The sequence below is a fragment of the Psychrobacillus sp. NPDC058041 genome (assembly GCF_042885655.1).
Classification (GTDB): domain Bacteria; phylum Bacillota; class Bacilli; order Bacillales_A; family Planococcaceae; genus Psychrobacillus.
The window spans coordinates 495,075-516,632 of record NZ_JBHVRO010000001.1; the positions used below are offsets into that span (position 1 = coordinate 495,075).

Consider the following 21,558-nt stretch of genomic DNA (forward strand, 5'->3'; position numbering starts at 1 on the left):
AGGCTTTTTTAGGAGACTCATAAATTCATTTTTTTGAAAATTCCTTCTAATTGGTATGTATGTATTACGAAAATTGACGTTTCGACATCGAATAAATAAAATTATCGAAAAAAAAGGAAAAATGTCCTATGAAATAATAAAAAAGAGAATAGACACTATGTTACATTTTCATTACAATTAAATTATTATGATTTTCATAGAATATTATTATAATTTAACCTTTATGAAATAGATGAGGTGTAAAGATTGGGAATTTTTGGAGGAACGATTTCGGATTTAGAACGTGGCTTAGATTTTTCAGCAGTTAAACATAAAGCAATTGCGCAAAATATCGCAAATGTCGACACGCCAAATTATAAAGCAAAAGGTGTTAATTTTAAGGATTTTTTAAGTGATGCAAAACAATCGACAATTTCTGCTTACCGTACGAATGAGAAGCATTTTAACTTTCAAGTGCAATCCAGTTCTCAAGGGGTTTATAAATATACTAATTTCAGATATAGCGAAAATGGTAACGGAGTAGATATGGATAAAGAACAAGCGAACTTGGCGACAAACCAAATTTATTATAATGCACTTGTTGATCGAATGAGCAGCAAGTTAAATACATTACAAACTGTCATTAAAGGAGGTCGCTAATTATGTCGATTTTTCACGGAATGAACACTACAGCATCAGCACTAACTGCTCAACGTCTGAGGATGGATGTAATCTCTTCTAATATGTCGAATGTAGATACTACTAGATCCAAGTTAGTGAATGGTGAGTGGCAAGCGTATAGAAGAAAAACTGTTACGTTACAACCTCTTGAAGGACAATTCTCTAGTTTTTTAAATGTAGCAATGGGTAAACAGAATAAAGAAGCAGTTGGCAATGGTGTAAAAGTTTCGAATATTAAAGAAGATATGGAAACTCCATTTAAGTTAGTTTATGATCCAACACATATTGATGCGAACGCAGAGGGCTATGTAGAAATGCCAAATGTAGATCCGTTAAGAGAAATGGTAGATTTAATCTCTGCAACTCGGTCATATGAAGCGAATGTAACCGTATTTAATGCCAATAAGGCTATGCTAACAAAGGCTCTAGAGATTGGTAAATAGAAATGAAAGAGGGTCAAGTAAATTATGGCAATAGAATCTATTTCGTTATTTAATCCTACTCAAATTACACAAACAACATCTACTCCTAAAACAAATTCGTTTGAGGCTCAACAGAGTTTTGGAGATTTTTTGAAAAGTGCAATTGAATCAGTCAACCAAGACCAAAAAGCTTCTGATGTATTAACAGAAAAGCTAATTCGTGGGGAAGATGTAGAGTTACATGACATTATGATTGCTTCACAAAAAGCAAGCATAACATTGAATACTACATTAGAAATTAGAAACAAAGTGGTTGAAGCATATCAAGAAATAATGCGTATGCCTGTATAAATCCTCGGTTATATATAGATATCGAGTAAAAATATTCACCATAGCCGGAGGATACTAATGAATGAGCGTATAAAAAAAATGACGACTGATGTTTCTACTTTTTGGAGAAGTAGGACAAAAACACAAAAAGGAACCATAGTCGGAAGTGCAATCGCCGTTATTCTTATAGCGGCAGTAATTACTTTCTTTTCGACAAAAACTGATTTTGTGCCTTTATATTCTGATGTAGCTCCTTCTGAAGTAGGAAGGATAAAAGAAACATTAGATTCACAAGGTGTTCAAAACAAAATTGCCCCTGGTGGAACATCTATTTTAGTGCCTTCCAATCAAGTTGATTCGTTGTTAGTGCAACTTGCTGCAGATGGGTATCCACAATCAGGAATGATAGATTATAGCTTCTTTTCTAAAAATGCTGGTTTCGGTATGACTGATAATGAGTTTAATGTGTTGAAATTAGCCTCAACTCAAACGGAACTTGCTAATTTGATCAAAGGTATTAAAGGGGTTAAAGATGCAAAAGTAATGATTTCTTTGCCAGAGGAGAGCGTTTTTCTATCCCAAAGCAATGGAAAAGCCAGCGCTTCAATTGTATTAAATACAGAACCTGGATATCAATTTACAGATGCACAAATTCAGTCGCTATATAACCTGGTTTCTAAGTCAGTTCCTAACTTATCGACTGAAGATATCGTCATTACAAATCAATATTTTGAATACTTCGATCTTCAAACGGCAAACTCCCATACAACAGGAGCAAACGCTGGTGATCAAATGGCTATTAAAAAGTCAATCGAACGGGATTTGCAAAGACAAGTACAAACAATGTTAAGTACTTTAATGGGACAAGATAAAGTAGTTGTATCTGTTACAACTGATATCGATTTCAAACAAGAAAACAGAGAAGAGAACTTAGTAGAACCAGTTGATGTTGAAAATATGGCTGGTATTCAAATTAGTGCACAACATATTTCTGAAACATTTACAGGTACTAATCCGGTTGCCGGTGGAACGCCTCAAGCGCAAGATGCAACGGATAACTTTACCAATTATGTATCAGGTTCTGATGCAAACGGTGACTATGAAAGAAAAGAAGATACTCTAAATAGTGACGTCAATCGCATTCGAAAAGAAATCGTAGAAAGTCCGTATAAAATTAGAGATATTGGAATCCAAGTAATGGTAGAACCTCCAAATCCAAAGGATATTTCGTCAATGCCTAATGGTGTACAAGGCGATATTGAACAAATTCTTGCAACCATTATTCGTACATCGATCGATAAAGGAGAAGCAGGAAATTTATCCGAACAACAATTGAAAGAGAAAATTGTTGTCTCTGTACAACCGTTTAACGGTAAGGCGAGCATGGTTACGGCAACTAGTCCTGTTATTCCATGGTGGGTTTACGTAATTGGTGGCATTCTATTAGTTGCAATTATTCTATTAGTTGTCTTTATTATTCGTTCTCGTAGAAACAACGAGGAAGAGTTAGAGATATTAGAAGAACAAAGAGAAGAACTGAAAATTGATGATATTAATGATGAAAAAGAAACAGAAGCTACATTAAGACGTAAACAACTTGAAAAAATGGCGAAAGATAAGCCAGAAGATTTCGCTAAATTGTTACGTACTTGGATAGCAGAGGATTGATGGGGGACGGCTATGGTGAAAAAGGATAAAGAACTTAGTGGTAAACAAAAAGCCGCGCTCTTATTAATTTCTCTCGGACCTGAAGTGTCTGCTTCTATTTATAAGCATCTAAATGAAGAAGAAATCGAGCGTTTAACATTAGAAATTTCAGGTGTAAAAAAAGTAGAACCTGAAATAAAAGAAGACATAATTGAAGAGTTTCATAATATTGCCTTGGCTCAAGATTATATTTCCCAAGGCGGAATAGGTTACGCCAAAACGGTTTTAGAAAAAGCACTTGGTACAGATCATGCACAAGCAATTATAAATCGCTTAACATCTTCGCTCCAAGTACGACCATTTGACTTTGCACGAAGAGCTGAACCGTCTCAATTATTTAATTTTATACAAAATGAACATCCTCAAACAATTGCGCTTATTTTATCTTATCTAGAAGCGCAACAAGCAGGTATTATTCTCTCGTCATTACCTCAAGAGGTACAAGCGGATATTGCCAAACGTATTGCAACAATGGATTCTACTTCTCCAGAAGTAATTAGTGAAATTGAATCTGTGTTAGAACGTAAGTTATCTTCGACTGTCACACAAGATTACACGGAGACAGGTGGGGTAGATGCAGTTGTTGAAGTGTTGAATGGTGTTGACCGAACAACTGAAAAAACAATTTTGGATGCATTAGAAATACAAGATCCAGAACTTGCAGAAGAAATTAAGAAAAGAATGTTTGTATTTGAAGATATTGTTACACTTGATAATCGCTCTATTCAAAGAGTTATTCGTGATTGTGAAAATGAAGACCTATTACTCTCAATGAAAGTGTCAAGTGAAGAAGTGAAAGATGTAATTTTCCGTAATATGTCAACAAGAATGGCGGATACATTTAAAGAAGAAATGGAAATAATGGGACCTGTAAGATTACGAGATGTTGAAGAAGCTCAGACTCGTATAGTTTCGGTCATTAGAAGATTGGAAGACGCAGGAGAAATAATCATCGCTCGTGGTGGAGGAGATGACATTATTGTCTAAGATTTTCCGAAGCGTTCATATGAACGAAGATAGTAAAAAAACAAGACCTATTCAAATAAAAGATCTCCAATTTACTGAAAAGATTGATGAGGACCGACCGCTTTCGATGGAATTGTTGCTGAAAGAAAGAGATCAATTAATTTTCGAAGCAGAACAGCATATAAATTCGAAAAAAGCAGAACTGGCAAATGATATAGAACAAAACAAGCAATACATTGATGATCAATTAAGAACGTGGGAAGAACAAAAATTAGCTTTTCAACAGGCAGCATATGATGAAGGGTTTAACCAAGGCCTGGAAGAAGGAAGAAGTAAAGCCCAAGCAGATATGTTGAATGCATTAACTACGGCGAATGAAACAATGCAAATTGCACATAAAAATGCATCCGACTATTTACAACACCAGGAACAAGTTATTTTAGAACTGGCCCTCCGTTCAGCGGAAAGGATCATTGGTACAAAACTGGAAGATGACGAAGAACTATTTTTATCGATTGTTAAAAGAGGTTTAAAAGAAGCTAGAGAAATGAAAGAGATAAAGCTTTATGTTTCTCCTTCTTACTTCACATTAGTATCAAGTAATCGGGAAGAACTCGCTTCCATTTTTCCGGTAGATGTTCCATTTATGATTTTTGTAGATGAAGATATGAACGCGACTGATTGTTATATAGAAACAAACCACGGAAGAATTGTAGTAAGTATTGATGAACAACTACATGAATTACGACTAAAGTTAGTTGATATTCTAGATAGTCTGGAGTGAATGTGATGAGGGCAATCGATTTAATTCAACAAATACCAACACTTACAACCTTTAAAAAATATGGGCGTGTGAATCGAGTTGTTGGATTAATGATTGAATCACAAGGACCAGAAAGTTCTATCGGAGATGTTTGTAAAATACACATTCATTCTTCGAAAAATGGGCATTCAGTAATACTTGCTGAAGTAGTCGGTTTTAAAGAAGAAATTGTTGTGTTAATGCCTTATACAAATATTAGAGAAATTTCAACAGGTTGTTTAGTGGAAGGTACAAATAGACCACTTGAAGTAAAAGTTGGTTCAGATTTAATCGGAAAAGTACTGGATTCAATGGGCAATCCTATTGATGGTTCCGTGTTACCTAAAGGATTAATGACAGTAGGTACTGAAAAAGATCCTCCTAATCCTTTAACAAGACCACCAATTTATGAACAAATTGAAGTTGGGGTCAAGGCTATTGATGGAATGTTAACAGTTGGAAAAGGACAACGCGTAGGGATTTTTGCGGGATCAGGTGTTGGAAAAAGTACTTTGCTTGGTATGATAGCTAGAAATACAAATGCAGATTTAAATGTTATAGCTCTTATTGGGGAACGTGGGAGAGAAGTTCGCGAATTTATCGAAAGAGATTTGGGTAAAGAAGGATTAGAGCGTTCTATAGTGATTGCCGCTACATCCGATCAACCAGCTTTAATGCGAATAAAAGGAGCTTTTACTGCTACAGCTATTGCCGAATATTTCCGCGATAAAGGATTGAACGTCATGCTTATGATGGACTCTGTAACAAGGGTTGCTATGGCACAGCGAGAAATAGGTTTAGCAGTAGGAGAACCTCCTGCTACTAGAGGATATACTCCATCAGTATTTTCGATATTACCGAAATTATTAGAACGTACTGGCACAAATGAACATGGGTCAATTACAGCTTTTTATACAGTTTTAGTTGATGGTGATGATATGAATGAACCAATAGCCGATACTGTTCGAGGTATTTTAGACGGTCATATCGTCCTTGATCGAGCGCTTGCCAATAAAGGTCAATATCCAGCCATTAATGTATTAAAAAGTATAAGTCGATTAATGAATCATATTTCAGATGAAAATCATATAAAAGCAGCGGAGCGTTTACGTGACTTGTATTTTACCTACAACAAGTCAGAAGACTTAATTAATATTGGGGCATATAAGCGAGGAACTTCTAAAGAAATAGATGAGGCCATACAATACGAGCCTTTAATAACATCTTTCCTGAAACAAGGATATTTAGACAAAGTATCTCTTAATTCAACTGTAAATGAACTAGTTAGTTTATCTAATGGTGGTGTTTAACGATGGTTGCATATCAATTTAAATTCGCCAAAGTATTAACAGTGCGTGAACAAGAAAAAACGGAGACTGAGTTAGCATACAAAGAATCTGTCATGGCATTTGAACAAGTAGCTACTGAATTATATGATCTTCTAAAGAAAAAAGAAAACACCTTAGATGACCAAAATAATCATTTAACACAAGGTTTATCTATTGATCATATTCACCACTTTTCAAACTATTTAGATGGATTGCAAAAAAGAATCGATAGAGTACAGAAGGAAGTTGTACAGGCCCGTTCCAAAATGAATTGGTTTGAAGAGAGACTTATAGAAAAGTCGCTAGAGGTTCGTAAGTTTGAAAAGATAAAAGAAAAAGACTATGAACTTTTTCGACAAGAACAACATAGACTTGAAACCATACAATTAGATGAGATTTCATCTTTAAAGTTTCAAAACAAAGAGATTAGGTGAGTAAAAGCATGGTTAAACGGAACAAATCAAGTAAAAGCATGGAGAAAGCAATTGATGATTCTAAAGGTATAAGCAAAGTGAAAATGTTTTTTTATTGGTTTATCATTCCCTTTTTATTTACTTTATTTATTCTCTTACTTGTTGCGCAACTAACAAATATTAATGTTTTTGAAAAAGCAAAAGAATTCACTGGTGCAGGACAACCACAAGTAGTTACAGATGATATAAAAACAGGTCGTTTAGAAAAAAAAGTTGTCTCACTACAAGCTGAAATTCAAGAAAGAGAAGCACAAATAGATAAATTACAAACAGAGTTAGACAATTCATCGAAATCAAATGAAAGTTTACTAATTGAACAACAAAGATTACTAGATGAAATTGAGAATCTAAAGCGTGAACAAACAAGCTCAAAGAAAGAATATTCTTCCATTGTTTCTACTTTTGAAAAAATGTCTGCTAAAACTGCAGCTCCAGTTCTTACAAAAATGAGCGATGCAGAGGCTTTACGAATTTTATCAAGCTTAAAACCTGATACTGTAGCACAAATTTTTGAAAAAATGACACCAGAATCAGCTGCAAAATATACAGAGTTAATGTCAAAGTAATAATTTTCCAATTAGAAGGGAGGTGAAATATTGAATATCGCAGCTACTATAAACATGGGTAATAATATAGCCGTTCAACCAAAAGAACAGCAGCAAATTCCTACACAAAACAATCAACAGTTTGGAAATGTTTTTGGACAGATTTTATTAAATCAGCAGACGCAGCAACCAGTTGCAAACGATTCCCAACAAAATCTTACACAAGAATTATCCTCTCTTTTGAATGCAGATTCATTGAATGAAGTTGAGACCTTATTGGGATCCAAAGAATTGACAGTGAATCCGAAACAACTAAAAGATTTACTAAATAAGCTTTTAGGAGAAAAAACGGAAACAAAAGATGATCTTACAGAATCAAATGTTTGGGATTTATTAGCTGGGATTAGTGAACAAGCGAGCCAACTTACTGATGCAATAGTTCAGTCTTTAAATGGATTAGGTACCGCTACTCCTGTTGAAGCAAAGGAAGCAGTACAATTACTAAAAGTTGTGCAATTGATTGGAAAGAAATCGGATTTGACATTAAATCAAGAATCTACATTATTTGATCTAAATCATTTAGTAGACGAGTTAAAAGAAGCAGTCTCTAAAAAAGGTTTAATTGCAAGTAATGAAATAGTTTCAAGTGAGCCAAAAATGTTCACTTTGGATCAAGCAATGAAGCCAGTTGTTCAACATGTAGTAGTAAAGCAAGTAACTTCTCAAACCGATACAATTATGGAGACAAAAGAAATTACTACTAATGTACAGGGTCAAGCATCAAATATAGTACAAACAAAAGTAGAAACCATTACAGTTACATTGCCTACAGAAAAACCTGCACAATCCGAAGAATTTGTGAAAGAGTTACAAAAAGTAATGAATCGTGTACAGTTTGGTCAAGCAGGTGGGGCGAACAGATTAGTTATTAAGCTTTATCCTGAACAGCTTGGAACGATTCGAATCGAGTTAATACAAAAAGATGGAATGCTTACAACTAAAATGCTGGCGTCAACAGCACTTGGAAAAGATATGTTAGATTCGCATTCGAATCAGTTAAGACAAGGGTTAGTAAACCAAAACATTCAAGTAGATAAACTTGAAATTACACAAGCGTTACAGGATTCAGTAAGACAAGAACGAAACCAAAATTTCCAAGATTCATTTAGACAACAACAACAAGAGAATCAGGAAAATAGTAATGACGATACAGAAGAGACTTCTACTTTCGGAGACTTTTTAAAAGAAATGGAGGTTTAGTAAATGGCTGACATGAATGCAATTACTAGTAATATGTACTTGTCTAATAAAGCTCCTAAAACTGTAACCACAGGAAATAGTACTTTAGGCAAAGATGCTTTCTTGAAAATTTTAATGACTCAATTACAAAACCAAGATCCGACAAAACCAATGGATGACTCACAGTTCATTGCACAAATGGCGCAGTTTTCTTCATTGGAGCAAATGACAAACTTAACAATGGCATTTGAAAAATATGCACAAGCTCAAGAGCAAACTCAAATGATTGAATATAGTAATTTTGTTGGAAAGCAAGTGAAGTGGCACGAATTGACGGATAAGTTAGATGAGAAAAAAAATCCAATAATCATTGAAGGTACTGGGACTATTACTTCTATTAAGTTTGAAAATGGAAATGTTAAATTTACTTTAGCGGATGGAAAAGTAATTACACCGGGGAATATTTCCGAAGTTATTTCCAGTGGTACAAGTTCTAATAGCTTAGTTGAAGCAAGCATGATGATCGGGAAGACAGTAACTTATATTCCTACAAGTACTGAAAACGGAGATGATGAAGATGCAGAAACTAAATCTGATTCAGCAGTTTCAGCACAAGTAGAATCTGTATCAAAAAAAGATGGAAAAGTTGTATTTAATCTAGTTGGTGGTGCATCCATTACAGCAGATCAAATTATTTCAATTAAATAAACGAGAACGGAGATATGCAATGGACAACATTTCTATTAATCGAGTCCCTCTGCAACCAAGTATCCGTCAACCGCTTACACCTAAACAAGTAGCTTCGCCTAAACAGTCGTTTTTAAAGCATTTACATGAAGCAACTGTAAAAACGGAACTAAAGGTAAGCAAACATGCTAATCAACGCCTAGCTGAAAGAAATATTCATATAACTGATGCAGAATGGCAATTGGTGAGCGAAAAGGTATCAGAAGCCCGCTCAAAGGGTGTAAATGACTCATTAGTATTGATGGATCAAGCAGCTTTAATCGTTAGCGCAAAAAATGCTACAGTGATTACTGCTATGGATCGCAAGGAAGCGAAAGATCAATTATTTACAAATATCGACGGCACTATTGTGTTGAACTAAAAACTATAGCAGGATATAGCAGGACCTTATTAGGATGCTATGTGCAGCGGACTGATTGAAGCTAGCACGCAAATCGAAGGGAGAAAAAATAATATGATTCGCTCAATGTACTCAGGAATTTCAGGCTTAAAAAACTTCCAAACAAAACTTGACGTAATAGGTAACAACATCGCAAATGTAAATACTTACGGATTTAAAAAAGGTCGTACTGTGTTTAAAGATTTAATCTCACAAACTATGTCAGGTGCTTCTGGTGCTTCACAAAGTCGTGGAGGTATTAATGCAAAGCAAATAGGCTTAGGATCTCAGTTATCTGCTATTGATACAATTCATTCCGGAGGTTCATTGCAATCTACCGGGAATACACTTGATCTAGCTATTTCAGGAGATGGATTCTTTATTGTTGCCGATGGAGATGCAAATCCACCAACTTCTTTTACTAATCCATCCTATACTCGTGCAGGAAATTTTTATATGGATTCAAATGGTTTTTTGGTTAATTCTGACGGAAAATATGTATATGGTTTTGCTGATTCTAATTCGATTAATCTAACGAGTGCGGATACAGATTTTGAATTAGCATCAGATGTTGATTCATTAACAACCACTCCAGATGGTGTTTTACCAACAGCGACAGGAAATGTAGCTAATACTCCTATTAGAATTCCAACAAATGCACAAAGTATGTCAATTTCTCAAAATGGTACCGTGACTTTTGTTGATTCTACTGGTGAGTTACGATATGCAGGTCAATTAGTATTGGCAAAGTTTCCAAATGCCGGTGGACTTCAGAAATCTGGTTCAAACTATTTTCAAGAGTCTCCGAACTCTGGAAAACCATTCTATTCAGTTGGTACTGAACAAGGTATGGGAACGGTAAATTCAGGTTTCCTTGAAATGTCGAACGTTGACCTTTCAGAAGAATTCACAGACATGATTGTTGCACAACGCGGATTTCAAGCGAACACTCGAATTATTACAACATCTGACCAAATTTTAGAAGAGCTTGTAAACTTAAAACGTTAATCTATTAACAATTGGCTATATACTATTTAATTGCTGTTTTTTATCCTTTTAATTGATTGTAGTGAAAGGCCGGCGACTCCAACGGGAATAGCATGAGCTGAAGCCATGCCCGCGGAAAGCGTCCGCCTGTAACGGAAATCAAGGATGAACGATAGCAATGCCAATCAATTAAAAATGTTTTTTGTAAGGGAGGGTTGGGCCGTTCCTTAATGGCCCGGCCCTTATGATTATGATTAAATTAACACGTTTAAATGGCAAAGAATTTTCGTTGAATGCATTATACATAGAAACGGTTGAATCTTTTCCGGATACTACGATAACGCTCACGAATGGTCATAAGTATGTTGCGTTAGAATCACGAGAAGAGGTAGCCGAACAAATCGCTCAGTTTTATAAAGAAATACATATTTTATCGAACCCCCATATAAGAGGTGAAGAACATGAAGAGTAAAAATAAACTTCTAACCATTATGCTAATTATTTTAGTTTGCATTACATTACTAGGTGTCGTTGCATTATTAATTATTACCCAGTTAAATAAAACGGATAAAGATGCAGCACCTACAATTGATCAAATTGTTGAATCTTCTATTGATATACCTGAAATTACAACAAATCTAGCAGGGAATAAATTCATTCGATTATCATTAAAAGTTCAAGCTGACAGTCCAAAAGCTGCAGAAGAATTAACAAAACGTGATTTCCAAATTAAAAATATTATTATCACGGAACTTTCCGAGATGACTCCACAAGATCTAGATGGAAAACAAGGAAAAACTGCATTTCAATCATCAATAAAAGCTAAAATAAACGAGTTAATGGATACTGGAGAAGTTCAACAAGTTTATATAACTTCTTATATTATTCAGTAAGATCATTTTTTTGAATGGAGGTGGGCAGATTGGCAGGAGATATATTATCTCAATCAGAAATTGATGCGTTGTTAAGCGCACTTTCAACTGGGGAAATGACCGCAGATGAGATGAAAAACGAGCAAGAATCTCGAAAAGTTAGAGTGTATGACTTTAAACGTGCGCTTCGTTTCTCCAAAGATCAGATTCGAAGTTTGACTCGAATTCATGAAAATTTTGCTCGATTATTAACTACATTTTTTTCTGCCCAATTAAGGACATATGTACAAATATCAGTAGTATCTGTTGATCAAATACCATTTGAAGAATTTATTCGCTCAGTACCTCATATGACTCTTATTAATGTCTTTGAAGTACCGCCACTTGAGGGAAATATATTAATGGAGATTAACCCGAATATTGCCTATACGATGTATGATTTATTAATGGGCGGAAAAGGGGATTCATATACGAAGACAGATAGTTTAACTGAAATTGAAACGAAAATTATGACCAACTTGTTTGAACGCTCATTTGATAATCTAAGGGAAGCTTGGGCAAACATAGCTGATATTGATCCAATATTGACCGAGCTCGAAGTTAATCCACAATTTTTACAAATGATATCTCCAAACGAAACTGTTGTAGTTATTTCATTTAATACGATTATCGGAGAAACAAGTGGAATGATAAATATTTGTATACCACATGTAGTATTAGAGCCAATTGTACCTAACTTATCTGTTCGTTATTGGATGCAAACAAATAAGAAAGAAGTATCTCCAGAACAATTAAGAGTGTTAGAGAAACGAGTTAAATCTGCTGAAATTCCTATAGTTGCTGAACTAGGTAGAACGGATATATCCATTGAAGATTTATTGTTTTTGCAGCTGGGTGATGTCATTCAATTGAATGCTAAAATTGAGGATCCTCTAATTATTCAAGTTGGGGAAATTCCTAAATTTAAAGCACAACCTGGTAAACTTAAAAAAAGGATGGCTGTACAAGTCATTGAAACTTTGAAAGGAGGAGAGGATGATGATGAGTGATGATATGCTCTCCCAAGAAGAAATTGAGGCCCTCCTTAGAGGAACTACAATAGAAGAAGATAAAAATACTAATGATGAAGAGATTAATGTTGAGGATTATTTAGATTCCTTTGCACAAGATACGCTTGGAGAAATTGGAAATATATCATTTGGTAGTTCTGCAACAGCCTTATCATCTCTTTTAGGTCAGAAAGTAGATATAACAACGCCAAATATTGATATGATTAATCGAGCTAGATTAAAAGAAGAGTTCCCACAGCCCTATGTAGCAGTACAAGTACAATACACTGCTGGACTTATTGGGATGAATTTACTTGTCATTAAGCAGTCAGATGCAGCGATTATTGCAGATTTAATGCTTGGTGGAGACGGAACAGACCCTAAACCAGAACTTAGTGAAATCCAATTAAGTGCTGTGCAAGAAGCAATGAATCAAATGATGGGGTCAGCAGCTACTTCCATGTCAACAGTATTCAATAAAAAAGTAGATATTTCACCTCCTTCTATAGATTTGATGAATTTAGAAATAGATGAAGGAACAAATGCCATTCCAAATGATGATTTATTGATAAAAATATCCTTCCGTCTAAAAGTTGGTGAATTAATTGATTCGAATATCATGCAATTATTACCGCTAGAGTTCGGATTGAAATTAGTTAAATCATTAATGGGAGAGGATGAAGAAGAGCAAATAGCTGCGACAATCATGGAAGAAAGAGTAGAAGTTAACCAAATTCCAGTTGCTCAGCAACAGCAGAAAAATGATGCTCCGCCTCAAACACAAATGCAAATGCAATTTACTCAACCACGTCCACAAGCACCACAAGTGGAGGTTCAACATGCACAATTTGCTAGTTTTGAAGCACCTAATCTATCACAAAATGAATCAAGAAATTTAAATTTACTACTTGATATACCACTTCAAGTAACAGTAGAATTAGGTCGTACTAAAAGAACTGTAAAAGATATTCTAGAACTTACTAGCGGATCCATAATTGAGCTAGATAAATTAGCAGGTGAGCCAGTTGATATTCTTGTGAACAACAGACATATCGCTAAGGGTGAAGTTGTTGTAATTGATGAGAATTTTGGAGTTCGAATTACAGATATTTTAAGTCAAGCAGAACGAATTCACAATTTAAGATAAGCAATGGAGGAGTCATAATATGTCGAAAAGAATTTTAATAGTAGATGATGCAGCATTCATGCGAATGATGATTAAAGATATTTTATCAAAAAATGGTTTTGAGGTAGTAGGAGAAGCAGGAGATGGCGCTCAAGCAGTTGAAAAATACGCTGAATTAAAGCCGGACTTAGTCACAATGGATATTACGATGCCTGAGATGGACGGAATCGCTGCTCTAAAAGCAATTAAAGCAAAAGATCCAAGTGCTACTATTATTATGTGTTCTGCAATGGGCCAACAAGCAATGGTAATTGATGCAATTCAAGCAGGAGCAAAAGACTTTATCGTCAAACCATTCCAAGCTGATCGAGTAATTGAAGCAATTTCAAAAGCAATAGGGTAATGAAATGATGAGGAAGTTTACCCTCGTTTATTGCATCATTTGTATATTGTTACTAATACCATACCAATTAGAGGTTCAAGCGGAAACTGATTCGAACGATACAATTTATGATACGTTTGAAAAGAAAAACAACGGTACAGTCAAAGACCCTACAACAGTAGTAGATCCAGATACTAGTAAAAGTGGAGATATACCTTCTAGTGGAATATCTATTACTGTTTGGGATTATGTAAAGATGATTTTTGCGCTATTATTTGTCATCTTACTGTTATATGGTCTATTGCGATTTGTGAATAGTAGAAATAAATCTTTTCAACAAAATCAACTTATTCAAAATTTAGGTGGAGTTGGACTTGGGCAAGGTAAATCTGTACAACTTTTACAAGCAGGTAACGCCTTATTGCTGGTAGGCATAGGAGAAGATATTACTTTAATAAAAGAAATTACAGATCCCGAGGAAATAGCTAAACTAACGAAGATTTACGAAGATAAGCAAGACATTGGAAAGACTGTACCTTATATATCAGAACTTTTTAGTCAATTCAAAGGTAATCTCACTTTGAAGAAAAATAGTAATGAAAATAAAGATCCTACATTTAACGAAACGTTCCAAAAGAGATTACAAGAAATCCAAAAAGACCGTAGTGATGTATTAAAGGATTGGAAGACAAAGGAGCGCGAAGAAAATGAATGATTTCGTCCAGTTTTTTTCGGACAGCGATCCGTCCAATGTTTCCACTTCTATCAAATTAATGCTATTGCTTACGGTTTTATCTTTGGCTCCTAGTATTTTAATATTAATGACTTCTTTTGCTAGAATTGTTATTATTCTTTCTTTTGTTCGAACAGCACTTGCTACACAGCAAATGCCGCCGAATCAAGTGATAGTAGGTTTATCTTTATTTTTAACTTTTTTCGTAATGGCACCTACATTTCAAGAAGTGAATGAAAAAGCACTTACTCCTCTCTTTGATGAGAAAATTACATTAGAAGAAGCATATGAAAATGCTAGTGGCCCGTTTAAGGAATTTATGAGCAAGCAAACAAGGCAAAAAGATTTGGAATTATTTTTACGTTATACAGAGGCGGAGCGACCAGAATCAATTGATGATATACCATTAACTGTAATGGTTCCTGCGTTTGCCTTAAGCGAAATTAAAACAGCATTTCAAATTGGATTTATGATATTTATTCCATTTTTAGTAATTGATATGATTGTTGCAAGTATTTTAATGTCTATGGGTATGATGATGCTACCACCAGTAATGATTTCTTTACCTTTTAAAATATTATTATTTGTGTTAGTAGATGGCTGGTATTTAGTAATGAAATCGATATTACAAAGTTTTTAGGAGCTGATAGTAATGAGTAATGAAATGGTAATTTCGATTGCAGAACAAGCTATTTGGGTCATACTTCTTACTTCAGGTCCTCTTCTTTTAATCGCATTGATAACCGGTCTTGCTGTAAGTATCTTTCAAGCAACAACGCAAATTCAAGAACAAACGCTTGCATTCGTTCCTAAAATTATTGCGGTTTTAGTAGCTATTGTTTTTTTTGGACCATGGATGCTATCGCATGTAACATCGTATGCATCGGATATCTTTGAAAATTTAATACGATATATTGGTTGATGCTATGAATGAAATTTTACCTAAACTAACTGTTTTATTGCTTGTTATAGCTCGTGTTTCTGCTTTTTTCGTGACGTTGCCTCTTTTTTCACATCGAACAATACCTGCAACACACCGTATTGCATTCGCGGTCGTTATTTCGTGGATGATGTATTATACGATGGATGTTGCGCCATTTGAGGTAAATGGAGATTACATATTATTAATAATAAAGGAAGTCATGGTTGGTTTATTCATAGGTCTGTTAGCTTATATTATCATGTCAGCTATTCAGATCGCTGGTGGATTTATTGATTTTCAGATGGGGTTTGCAATTGCTAATGTGATTGATCCTCAAACCGGTGCTCAAAGTCCATTAGTTGGGCAGTTTTTGAATACATTAGCTCTTTTATTGTTATTGGCATTGAATGGGCATCACTTATTATTAGATGGAATTTTTTACAGTTATCATTTTATTCCATTGGAGCTATCTTGGCCACATTTGGGGCAAGAGAATTACATTGAGTTTATTATGAAAACATTTGCTGGTGTTTTTGCAGTGGCATTTCAAATGTCGATTCCTATAGTTGCTACTCTCTTTTTAGTTGATATCGCTTTAGGGATTACTGCTAGAACAGTACCACAACTTAATATTTTTGTTGTTGGCTTTCCAATAAAGATAGGTGTTAGTTTTTTAGTGCTTTTTGTCATGATGGGAGTTTTGATGGCAGTTGTTCAGAAATTGTTTCAAATTATGGTAGTAAGTATGCGAGATTTAATGATTATTTTAGGTGGTGGCTAGTATGTTGAAACTCCGATTAGACTTACAGTTTTTTGCTGGAGAAAAAACAGAAAAAGCAACGCCTAAAAAACGACAGGATTCCCGAAAAAAAGGACAAGTATTAAAAAGTGCAGACGTTACAAGTGCAGTAGTGTTACTTTCCGTTTTTCTTTTTCTGTTTTTTAGTGCTAGTTTTTTACGAACAGAATTGTTTTCTTTTTTTAGTGTTACATTTACAAAATATATGTTAATCAAAACACTCACGATTGAGACTGTATTAGAAATATATAAAAGTTTACTTATGGAAATGGCAAAAATATTGCTGCCGATTATGGGAGTAGCAGTAGTTGCTGCCATAGCAGCTAACTTTTTTCAATTCGGACTGTTGTTTACGACTGAACCTTTGAAATTTGACTTAAAAAAAATTGATCCTATAAAAGGACTCAAAAGAATATTTTCTCTAAAAGCAGTTATTGAATTATTAAAATCTATACTAAAAATATCTTTTATCGGTTCGGTTACTACCCTTATTCTTTGGATGAATTTAGAGAAGGTATTATCTTTATCATTTAAGACTGCTTGGGACACACTCTCTACAGTTGGTTGGTTGACAGGCATGATGGGTATAGCCGCATCTTGTGTATTATTATTCATATCTGTATTGGATTTTTTTTATCAGCGTTTTGACTATGAAAAGAATCTAAAAATGTCGAAACAAGACATTAAAGATGAACATAAAAACTCTGATGGAGATCCTATAATCAAATCTCGTATAAGACAGCGTCAAAGAGAAATGGCTATGCGTAGAATGATGCAAGAAATTCCTACAGCAGACGTGGTAATTACAAACCCAACGCATTTTGCAATTGCTCTAAAATACGACGATGAATCTATGGATGCTCCTACAGTAGTGGCAAAAGGTGCAGATTTTGTGGCACAGAAGATCAAACTTATTGCTAAAGAAAATGATGTAATTATGGTTGAAAATCGTCCGCTTGCGAGGGCTATGTATGACCAAGTAGAGATTGGTCAACGAATTCCAGATGAATTTTTCAAAGCTGTTGCAGAAGTACTTGCTTATGTATATCGAATTAAACAAAAAATTTAAAGGTAAAGATTGAGGTGGAAGTACATGCAAGTCCGCGATATAACCGTATTAGCAGCTGTAATATCTGTTGTGGCAATGCTAGTAATACCTCTTCCTCATTGGTTAATAAGCTTTCTAATTATCATTAATATTACGATTGCTTTGTTAATATTGATGACCGCTATGAATATGCAAGAGGCCCTTCAATTTTCTGTTTTCCCTCCTTTATTACTAATAGTTACATTGTTTCGACTGGGTCTGAACGTATCCACTACGAGAGCAATATTATCGACAGGTGATGCAGGTAAAGTTGTAGAAACTTTCGGTACATTTGTAACAGGTGGAAATATATTAGTAGGTTTAGTTGTATTTGCTATATTAGTAATTATTCAGTTTATAGTAATTACTAAAGGAGCTGAACGAGTATCCGAAGTTGCTGCTCGGTTTACTTTAGATGCTATGCCAGGGAAACAAATGAGTATTGATGCTGATTTAAATGCAGGGATGATCTCTGAAAAGGAAGCAAGAGAAAGACGTGAAAAAGTAAGTGGCGAAGCAGATTTTTATGGTGCAATGGATGGTGCGACAAAGTTCGTAAAAGGGGATGCCATTGCTGGTATTATTATCGTACTTATCAATCTTGTAGTTGGTATTATCATTGGAGTAGTTCAATTAGGACTTCCTTTTGCTGAAGCAGCAGTACGCTTTTCTACACTAACTGTAGGAGACGGACTCGTTTCTCAAATTCCAGCCCTATTAATTTCAACAGCTACAGGGATTGTCGTAACGAGAGCCGCATCTAATGGAAATCTCGGTAGTGATATTACTAGTCAATTGTTCTCACAACCAAAATTACTTTACGTTGCAGCAGGAACTATTGCCTTACTTGGAATAGTTACACCAGTTGGCGTATTTATTACTTTCCCAATTGCAATCGCATTAGCTGCAGGGGCATATTTCATGAATAAATCAAGTAAAGAGGATCCAACTGAAATAGAAGAATTCGAAGAAGAGGTTACAACGGACAACATGAAAAGTCCAGAAAATGTTATTAATCTCCTCAATGTAGATCCAATTGAGTTTGAATTTGGATATGGTCTTATTCCTTTAGTAGATACTGCACAAGGTGGAGATTTACTTGACCGAGTTGTTATGATACGAAGACAGCTTGCATTGGAGTTAGGTATTGTCATTCCTGTTGTACGTATTCGCGATAATATACAATTACAACCAAATGAATACCGTATTAAAATTAAAGGAAATGAGATGGCAAGAGGCGAATTATTACTTGATCACTATTTAGCGATGAGTCCTGGAGATGATGATTCCATTGAAGGAATAGATACGATAGAACCTTCTTTTGGATTACCAGCAAAATGGATTACTGAAACAGTGAAAGAAGAAGCTGAGATTCTTGGCTATACTGTTGTTGATCCACCAAGTGTTGTTTCCACACATATGACTGAAATCATCCGAAATAATGCTCATGATTTATTGGGTCGACAGGAAACGAAACAGCTTATCGATCATATTAGAGAAACTTATCCTATACTTGTAGATGAATTAACTCCAACACCTCTTACAGTTGGGGAAATACAAAAAGTTTTAGGCAATTTACTAAAGGAACATGTATCTATTAGAAATCTGCCAATTATTTTTGAAACACTTGCAGATTATTCAAAAATGACTTCAGATGTCGATATATTAACTGAGTATACGAGACAATCATTAGCGAAACAAATTACGACACAATATGCAGGAAATAACCATGTATTAAAAGTCTTAACCGTTTCTGGCAGAGTTGAAAAATTGATAGCCGATAGTATACAGCAAACAGAACATGGAAACTATTTATCTATTGATCCAAATGATTCGCAAGCAATATTAGAATCGATGGCAAGAGAAATAGAACGAGCATCTTTAATGGAACAATCACCAATTATTTTATGCTCACCTGCTGTAAGAATGTATTTACGTCAAATGACAGAACGATATTTCCCTCAAGTTCCGATTCTTTCTTATAATGAATTAGAATCTTCCATTGAGGTACAAAGCGTTGGGGTGGTGAATGTAGAGTGAAAATGAAAAAATATACGGCAAGTACAATGCCTGAAGCTATGAAACTAATACGAAAAGAATTAGGGGAAGAAGCAGTTATTTTGAATTCAAAAGTTGCTTATTCGAAAGGTTTTTTAGGATTGTTCAAAAAGAAAACTATCGAAGTGCTAGCAGGTATTGATACGTTTGATCCTCCAACCGCTCCTGTCGAAAAAGCGACAGTCCAAATGGTTCATTCAAATAAGGCAACGGACGAAATAAAAAAAGAATTAGAAGACTTAAAACATATGGTGAAATCGATTCAACGTCCACAAATGGATGTTAATTATCCAGATGAACTAGGAGCTCTTATTCACTATTTGAAGGAACAAGAGTTAGCAGAAGAGCTTATCACAACAGTCGGTGATGAGCTTTTTATGCATATGAAAAAAAATGATTATACTATTGATTTGGAAAAACAAATTACAATAACAAAAGAATGCCTATCGTCATCCTTAGAACAAATTCCTTTTGGAGGACTCTCCTATACGAAGAAATATATTAACGTACTAGGTCCTACGGGCGTAGGAAAGACGACTACAATTGCAAAAATGGCTGCTAGGGCAGTTTTAGAAAAGAAGAAAAAGGTAGGATTTATTACAACGGATACATATAGAATTGCTGCAATTGAGCAATTAAAGACATATGCAGGGTTGCTTCAAGCACCAATCGAAATTGTTTACAATGAAAAAGATTTACAAGAAGCAATGAAAAACTTCGAATCATTGGATATTGTGTTTATTGATACTGCAGGTAGAAATTATAAAGAGCAGAAGTTTGTTGAAGACTTACAAAAGTTAATTGATCTAAAAGAGAACACCGAAACTTTTCTTGTTCTATCTACTACTTCTAAGCAAAAAGACATGGAAGTGATTATCGAACAGTTTACAGAATTCCCTATTGAGAAATATATTTTTACAAAACTAGATGAAACAAATTCTATTGGCTCAATTATCAATTTAATGGTTAAATATAAGAAGGGACTTGCTTACTATACGGATGGTCAAGAAGTCCCGGAAGATATAGTCGAGGCTAATCAAAATGAATTACTCAATATGTTATTAAAGGGGATTCGTTATGAGTGATCAAGCAGAAGAGTTAAGAATGCGGATGCTTAGGAGTCAGAACAAACTAGGTCGGTCTATTGCGGTTGTCAGCGGTAAAGGAGGCGTGGGGAAAAGTAATTTTTCCATGAACTTCACTACTATGTTGAGTTCATTAGGTAAAAAAGTTGTTCTAATTGATATGGATATTGGTATGGGGAACATTCATATTTTAATTGGAAAAACTGTTCCCTTTAATTTGAAAGATTATTTAGTAGGAGATGCTTCGATAGAAGAAGTGTTGTTTGATGGACCAAATAATCTTCATTATATCTCTGGCGGATCGGGCTTATCAGGTGTAATGGAATGGAACGAAGAAATGTTTGGAAGATTGGTAGAAGCATTTGAGTATATGCAAAAAAATTATGATTATATCGTATTTGATATGGGAGCTGGTGCAACCAGTCAAACATTGGATCTATTAGTTTCAGTCGATGATATTATCGTCATCACAACTGCAGAGCCAACCTCAATTACGGATGCCTATTCCATGATGAAGTATATTTTTTATAAAGATCCGGATAAGAACTTCTTTCTTTTGTGTAATAGAGCTTTTACCGAGGAGGAAGGGATAGAAACAACATCTAGATTAAAATTAGCGATGTCCAAATTTTTATCTAAAGAAATTGTTGTACTTGGCTCACTGCCAGAGGATCCAGCAGTTCGAAAAGCGGTGAGAGAACAAATTCCATTTTCATTATCATACCCCAATGCAGAAATAACGAAAAAGTTAAAAGAGATTGCCAGTAAATTTTCGGATTTAGACTTTGAAAAAGAAGATATACCTAGACAAAGTAAATTTATATCTCGATTAAAAAATCTCTTTGCGGGGAGGTCGTGAA

General features: G+C 34.8%; 26 protein-coding genes. All 26 read left to right on the top strand.

What is annotated here, in order from left to right; genetic code table 11:
- Positions 1–246: 246 nt before the first annotated feature.
- The 26 genes from flgB to ACFVR1_RS02360 all read left to right on the top strand — a co-directional run bounded on the left by flgB (position 247) and on the right by ACFVR1_RS02360 (position 21,557).
- Positions 247–639, top strand: a complete 393-nt coding sequence (gene flgB / locus ACFVR1_RS02235; RefSeq protein ID WP_387579785.1) for a flagellar basal body rod protein FlgB — start codon at positions 247–249, stop codon at positions 637–639.
- 2 nt (positions 640–641) lie between these two features.
- Complete coding sequence (gene flgC / locus ACFVR1_RS02240) at positions 642–1,103, top strand: flagellar basal body rod protein FlgC (protein WP_387579787.1); 462 nt, start codon at positions 642–644, stop codon at positions 1,101–1,103.
- A 24-nt stretch (positions 1,104–1,127) separates the two neighbouring features.
- Entirely contained in the window at positions 1,128–1,433 is a 306-nt protein-coding gene (fliE, locus tag ACFVR1_RS02245; RefSeq protein WP_387579790.1) for a flagellar hook-basal body complex protein FliE, read from the top strand.
- A 57-nt stretch (positions 1,434–1,490) separates the two neighbouring features.
- The gene (gene fliF, locus ACFVR1_RS02250; RefSeq protein ID WP_387579792.1) at positions 1,491–3,080 is read left to right on the top strand and encodes a flagellar basal-body MS-ring/collar protein FliF; all 1,590 of its coding nucleotides are present in this window, start codon (positions 1,491–1,493) and stop codon (positions 3,078–3,080) included.
- Positions 3,081–3,092: 12 nt separating this feature from the next.
- Positions 3,093–4,106, top strand: a complete 1,014-nt coding sequence (fliG, locus tag ACFVR1_RS02255) for a flagellar motor switch protein FliG (protein WP_387579794.1) — start codon at positions 3,093–3,095, stop codon at positions 4,104–4,106.
- Positions 4,090–4,869, top strand: coding sequence for a flagellar assembly protein FliH (gene fliH, locus ACFVR1_RS02260; protein ID WP_387579797.1), 780 nt, complete (start codon positions 4,090–4,092; stop codon positions 4,867–4,869). Before fliG ends, fliH begins: the two co-directional genes overlap by 17 nt.
- A gap of 5 nt (positions 4,870–4,874) precedes the next feature.
- A complete protein-coding gene (gene fliI / locus ACFVR1_RS02265) occupies positions 4,875–6,197 on the top strand; it encodes a flagellar protein export ATPase FliI (protein WP_387579800.1) in 1,323 nt (440 codons plus the stop codon).
- A gap of 2 nt (positions 6,198–6,199) precedes the next feature.
- Positions 6,200–6,649 carry a flagellar export protein FliJ gene (fliJ, locus tag ACFVR1_RS02270; RefSeq protein ID WP_387579802.1) on the top strand — a complete coding sequence of 150 codons (450 nt, stop codon included), beginning with the start codon at positions 6,200–6,202 and terminating at the stop codon, positions 6,647–6,649.
- A gap of 8 nt (positions 6,650–6,657) precedes the next feature.
- Positions 6,658–7,254, top strand: coding sequence for a MotE family protein (locus ACFVR1_RS02275; RefSeq protein ID WP_387579805.1), 597 nt, complete (start codon positions 6,658–6,660; stop codon positions 7,252–7,254).
- 30 nt (positions 7,255–7,284) lie between these two features.
- Entirely contained in the window at positions 7,285–8,493 is a 1,209-nt protein-coding gene (locus ACFVR1_RS02280; RefSeq protein ID WP_387579807.1) for a flagellar hook-length control protein FliK, read from the top strand.
- 3 nt (positions 8,494–8,496) lie between these two features.
- Positions 8,497–9,180 (top strand): flagellar hook assembly protein FlgD, encoded by a 684-nt coding sequence (gene flgD / locus ACFVR1_RS02285; protein ID WP_387579810.1) that lies wholly within the window; start codon positions 8,497–8,499, stop codon positions 9,178–9,180.
- Between the two features lie 19 nt (positions 9,181–9,199).
- Positions 9,200–9,580: a TIGR02530 family flagellar biosynthesis protein gene (locus ACFVR1_RS02290; protein WP_387579813.1), complete on the top strand. Its 381-nt coding sequence runs from the start codon at positions 9,200–9,202 to the stop codon at positions 9,578–9,580.
- A gap of 93 nt (positions 9,581–9,673) precedes the next feature.
- A complete protein-coding gene (gene flgG / locus ACFVR1_RS02295) occupies positions 9,674–10,606 on the top strand; it encodes a flagellar basal body rod protein FlgG (RefSeq protein WP_387579816.1) in 933 nt (310 codons plus the stop codon).
- A gap of 229 nt (positions 10,607–10,835) precedes the next feature.
- The gene (locus ACFVR1_RS02300) at positions 10,836–11,057 is read left to right on the top strand and encodes a flagellar FlbD family protein (protein WP_387579818.1); all 222 of its coding nucleotides are present in this window, start codon (positions 10,836–10,838) and stop codon (positions 11,055–11,057) included.
- Positions 11,047–11,478, top strand: a complete 432-nt coding sequence (gene fliL, locus ACFVR1_RS02305) for a flagellar basal body-associated protein FliL (protein WP_387579820.1) — start codon at positions 11,047–11,049, stop codon at positions 11,476–11,478. Before ACFVR1_RS02300 ends, fliL begins: the two co-directional genes overlap by 11 nt.
- Before the next feature lie 29 nt (positions 11,479–11,507).
- Positions 11,508–12,506: a flagellar motor switch protein FliM gene (gene fliM / locus ACFVR1_RS02310; RefSeq protein WP_387579823.1), complete on the top strand. Its 999-nt coding sequence runs from the start codon at positions 11,508–11,510 to the stop codon at positions 12,504–12,506.
- Complete coding sequence (gene fliY, locus ACFVR1_RS02315) at positions 12,499–13,653, top strand: flagellar motor switch phosphatase FliY (RefSeq protein ID WP_387579954.1); 1,155 nt, start codon at positions 12,499–12,501, stop codon at positions 13,651–13,653. The genes fliM and fliY overlap by 8 nt, the downstream gene beginning before the upstream one ends.
- 19 nt (positions 13,654–13,672) lie before the next feature.
- Positions 13,673–14,035, top strand: coding sequence for a response regulator (locus tag ACFVR1_RS02320; RefSeq protein ID WP_387579826.1), 363 nt, complete (start codon positions 13,673–13,675; stop codon positions 14,033–14,035).
- Positions 14,036–14,039: 4 nt separating this feature from the next.
- Entirely contained in the window at positions 14,040–14,729 is a 690-nt protein-coding gene (locus tag ACFVR1_RS02325) for a flagellar biosynthetic protein FliO (protein WP_387579829.1), read from the top strand.
- The gene (gene fliP / locus ACFVR1_RS02330; protein ID WP_387579832.1) at positions 14,722–15,387 is read left to right on the top strand and encodes a flagellar type III secretion system pore protein FliP; all 666 of its coding nucleotides are present in this window, start codon (positions 14,722–14,724) and stop codon (positions 15,385–15,387) included. Before ACFVR1_RS02325 ends, fliP begins: the two co-directional genes overlap by 8 nt.
- 12 nt (positions 15,388–15,399) lie before the next feature.
- Positions 15,400–15,669 carry a flagellar biosynthesis protein FliQ gene (gene fliQ / locus ACFVR1_RS02335; protein ID WP_151699484.1) on the top strand — a complete coding sequence of 90 codons (270 nt, stop codon included), beginning with the start codon at positions 15,400–15,402 and terminating at the stop codon, positions 15,667–15,669.
- 4 nt (positions 15,670–15,673) lie between these two features.
- Positions 15,674–16,450 (top strand): flagellar biosynthetic protein FliR, encoded by a 777-nt coding sequence (gene fliR, locus ACFVR1_RS02340; RefSeq protein ID WP_387579835.1) that lies wholly within the window; start codon positions 15,674–15,676, stop codon positions 16,448–16,450.
- 1 nt (position 16,451) lies between these two features.
- Positions 16,452–17,537, top strand: a complete 1,086-nt coding sequence (flhB, locus tag ACFVR1_RS02345) for a flagellar biosynthesis protein FlhB (RefSeq protein ID WP_387579837.1) — start codon at positions 16,452–16,454, stop codon at positions 17,535–17,537.
- Between the two features lie 24 nt (positions 17,538–17,561).
- Positions 17,562–19,595 carry a flagellar biosynthesis protein FlhA gene (gene flhA / locus ACFVR1_RS02350; RefSeq protein ID WP_387579839.1) on the top strand — a complete coding sequence of 678 codons (2,034 nt, stop codon included), beginning with the start codon at positions 17,562–17,564 and terminating at the stop codon, positions 19,593–19,595.
- Entirely contained in the window at positions 19,592–20,698 is a 1,107-nt protein-coding gene (locus tag ACFVR1_RS02355) for a flagellar biosynthesis protein FlhF (RefSeq protein ID WP_387579841.1), read from the top strand. Before flhA ends, ACFVR1_RS02355 begins: the two co-directional genes overlap by 4 nt.
- Positions 20,691–21,557 (top strand): MinD/ParA family protein, encoded by an 867-nt coding sequence (locus tag ACFVR1_RS02360; RefSeq protein ID WP_387579844.1) that lies wholly within the window; start codon positions 20,691–20,693, stop codon positions 21,555–21,557. The genes ACFVR1_RS02355 and ACFVR1_RS02360 overlap by 8 nt, the downstream gene beginning before the upstream one ends.
- The last annotated feature ends 1 nt before the right edge of the window (position 21,558 follow it).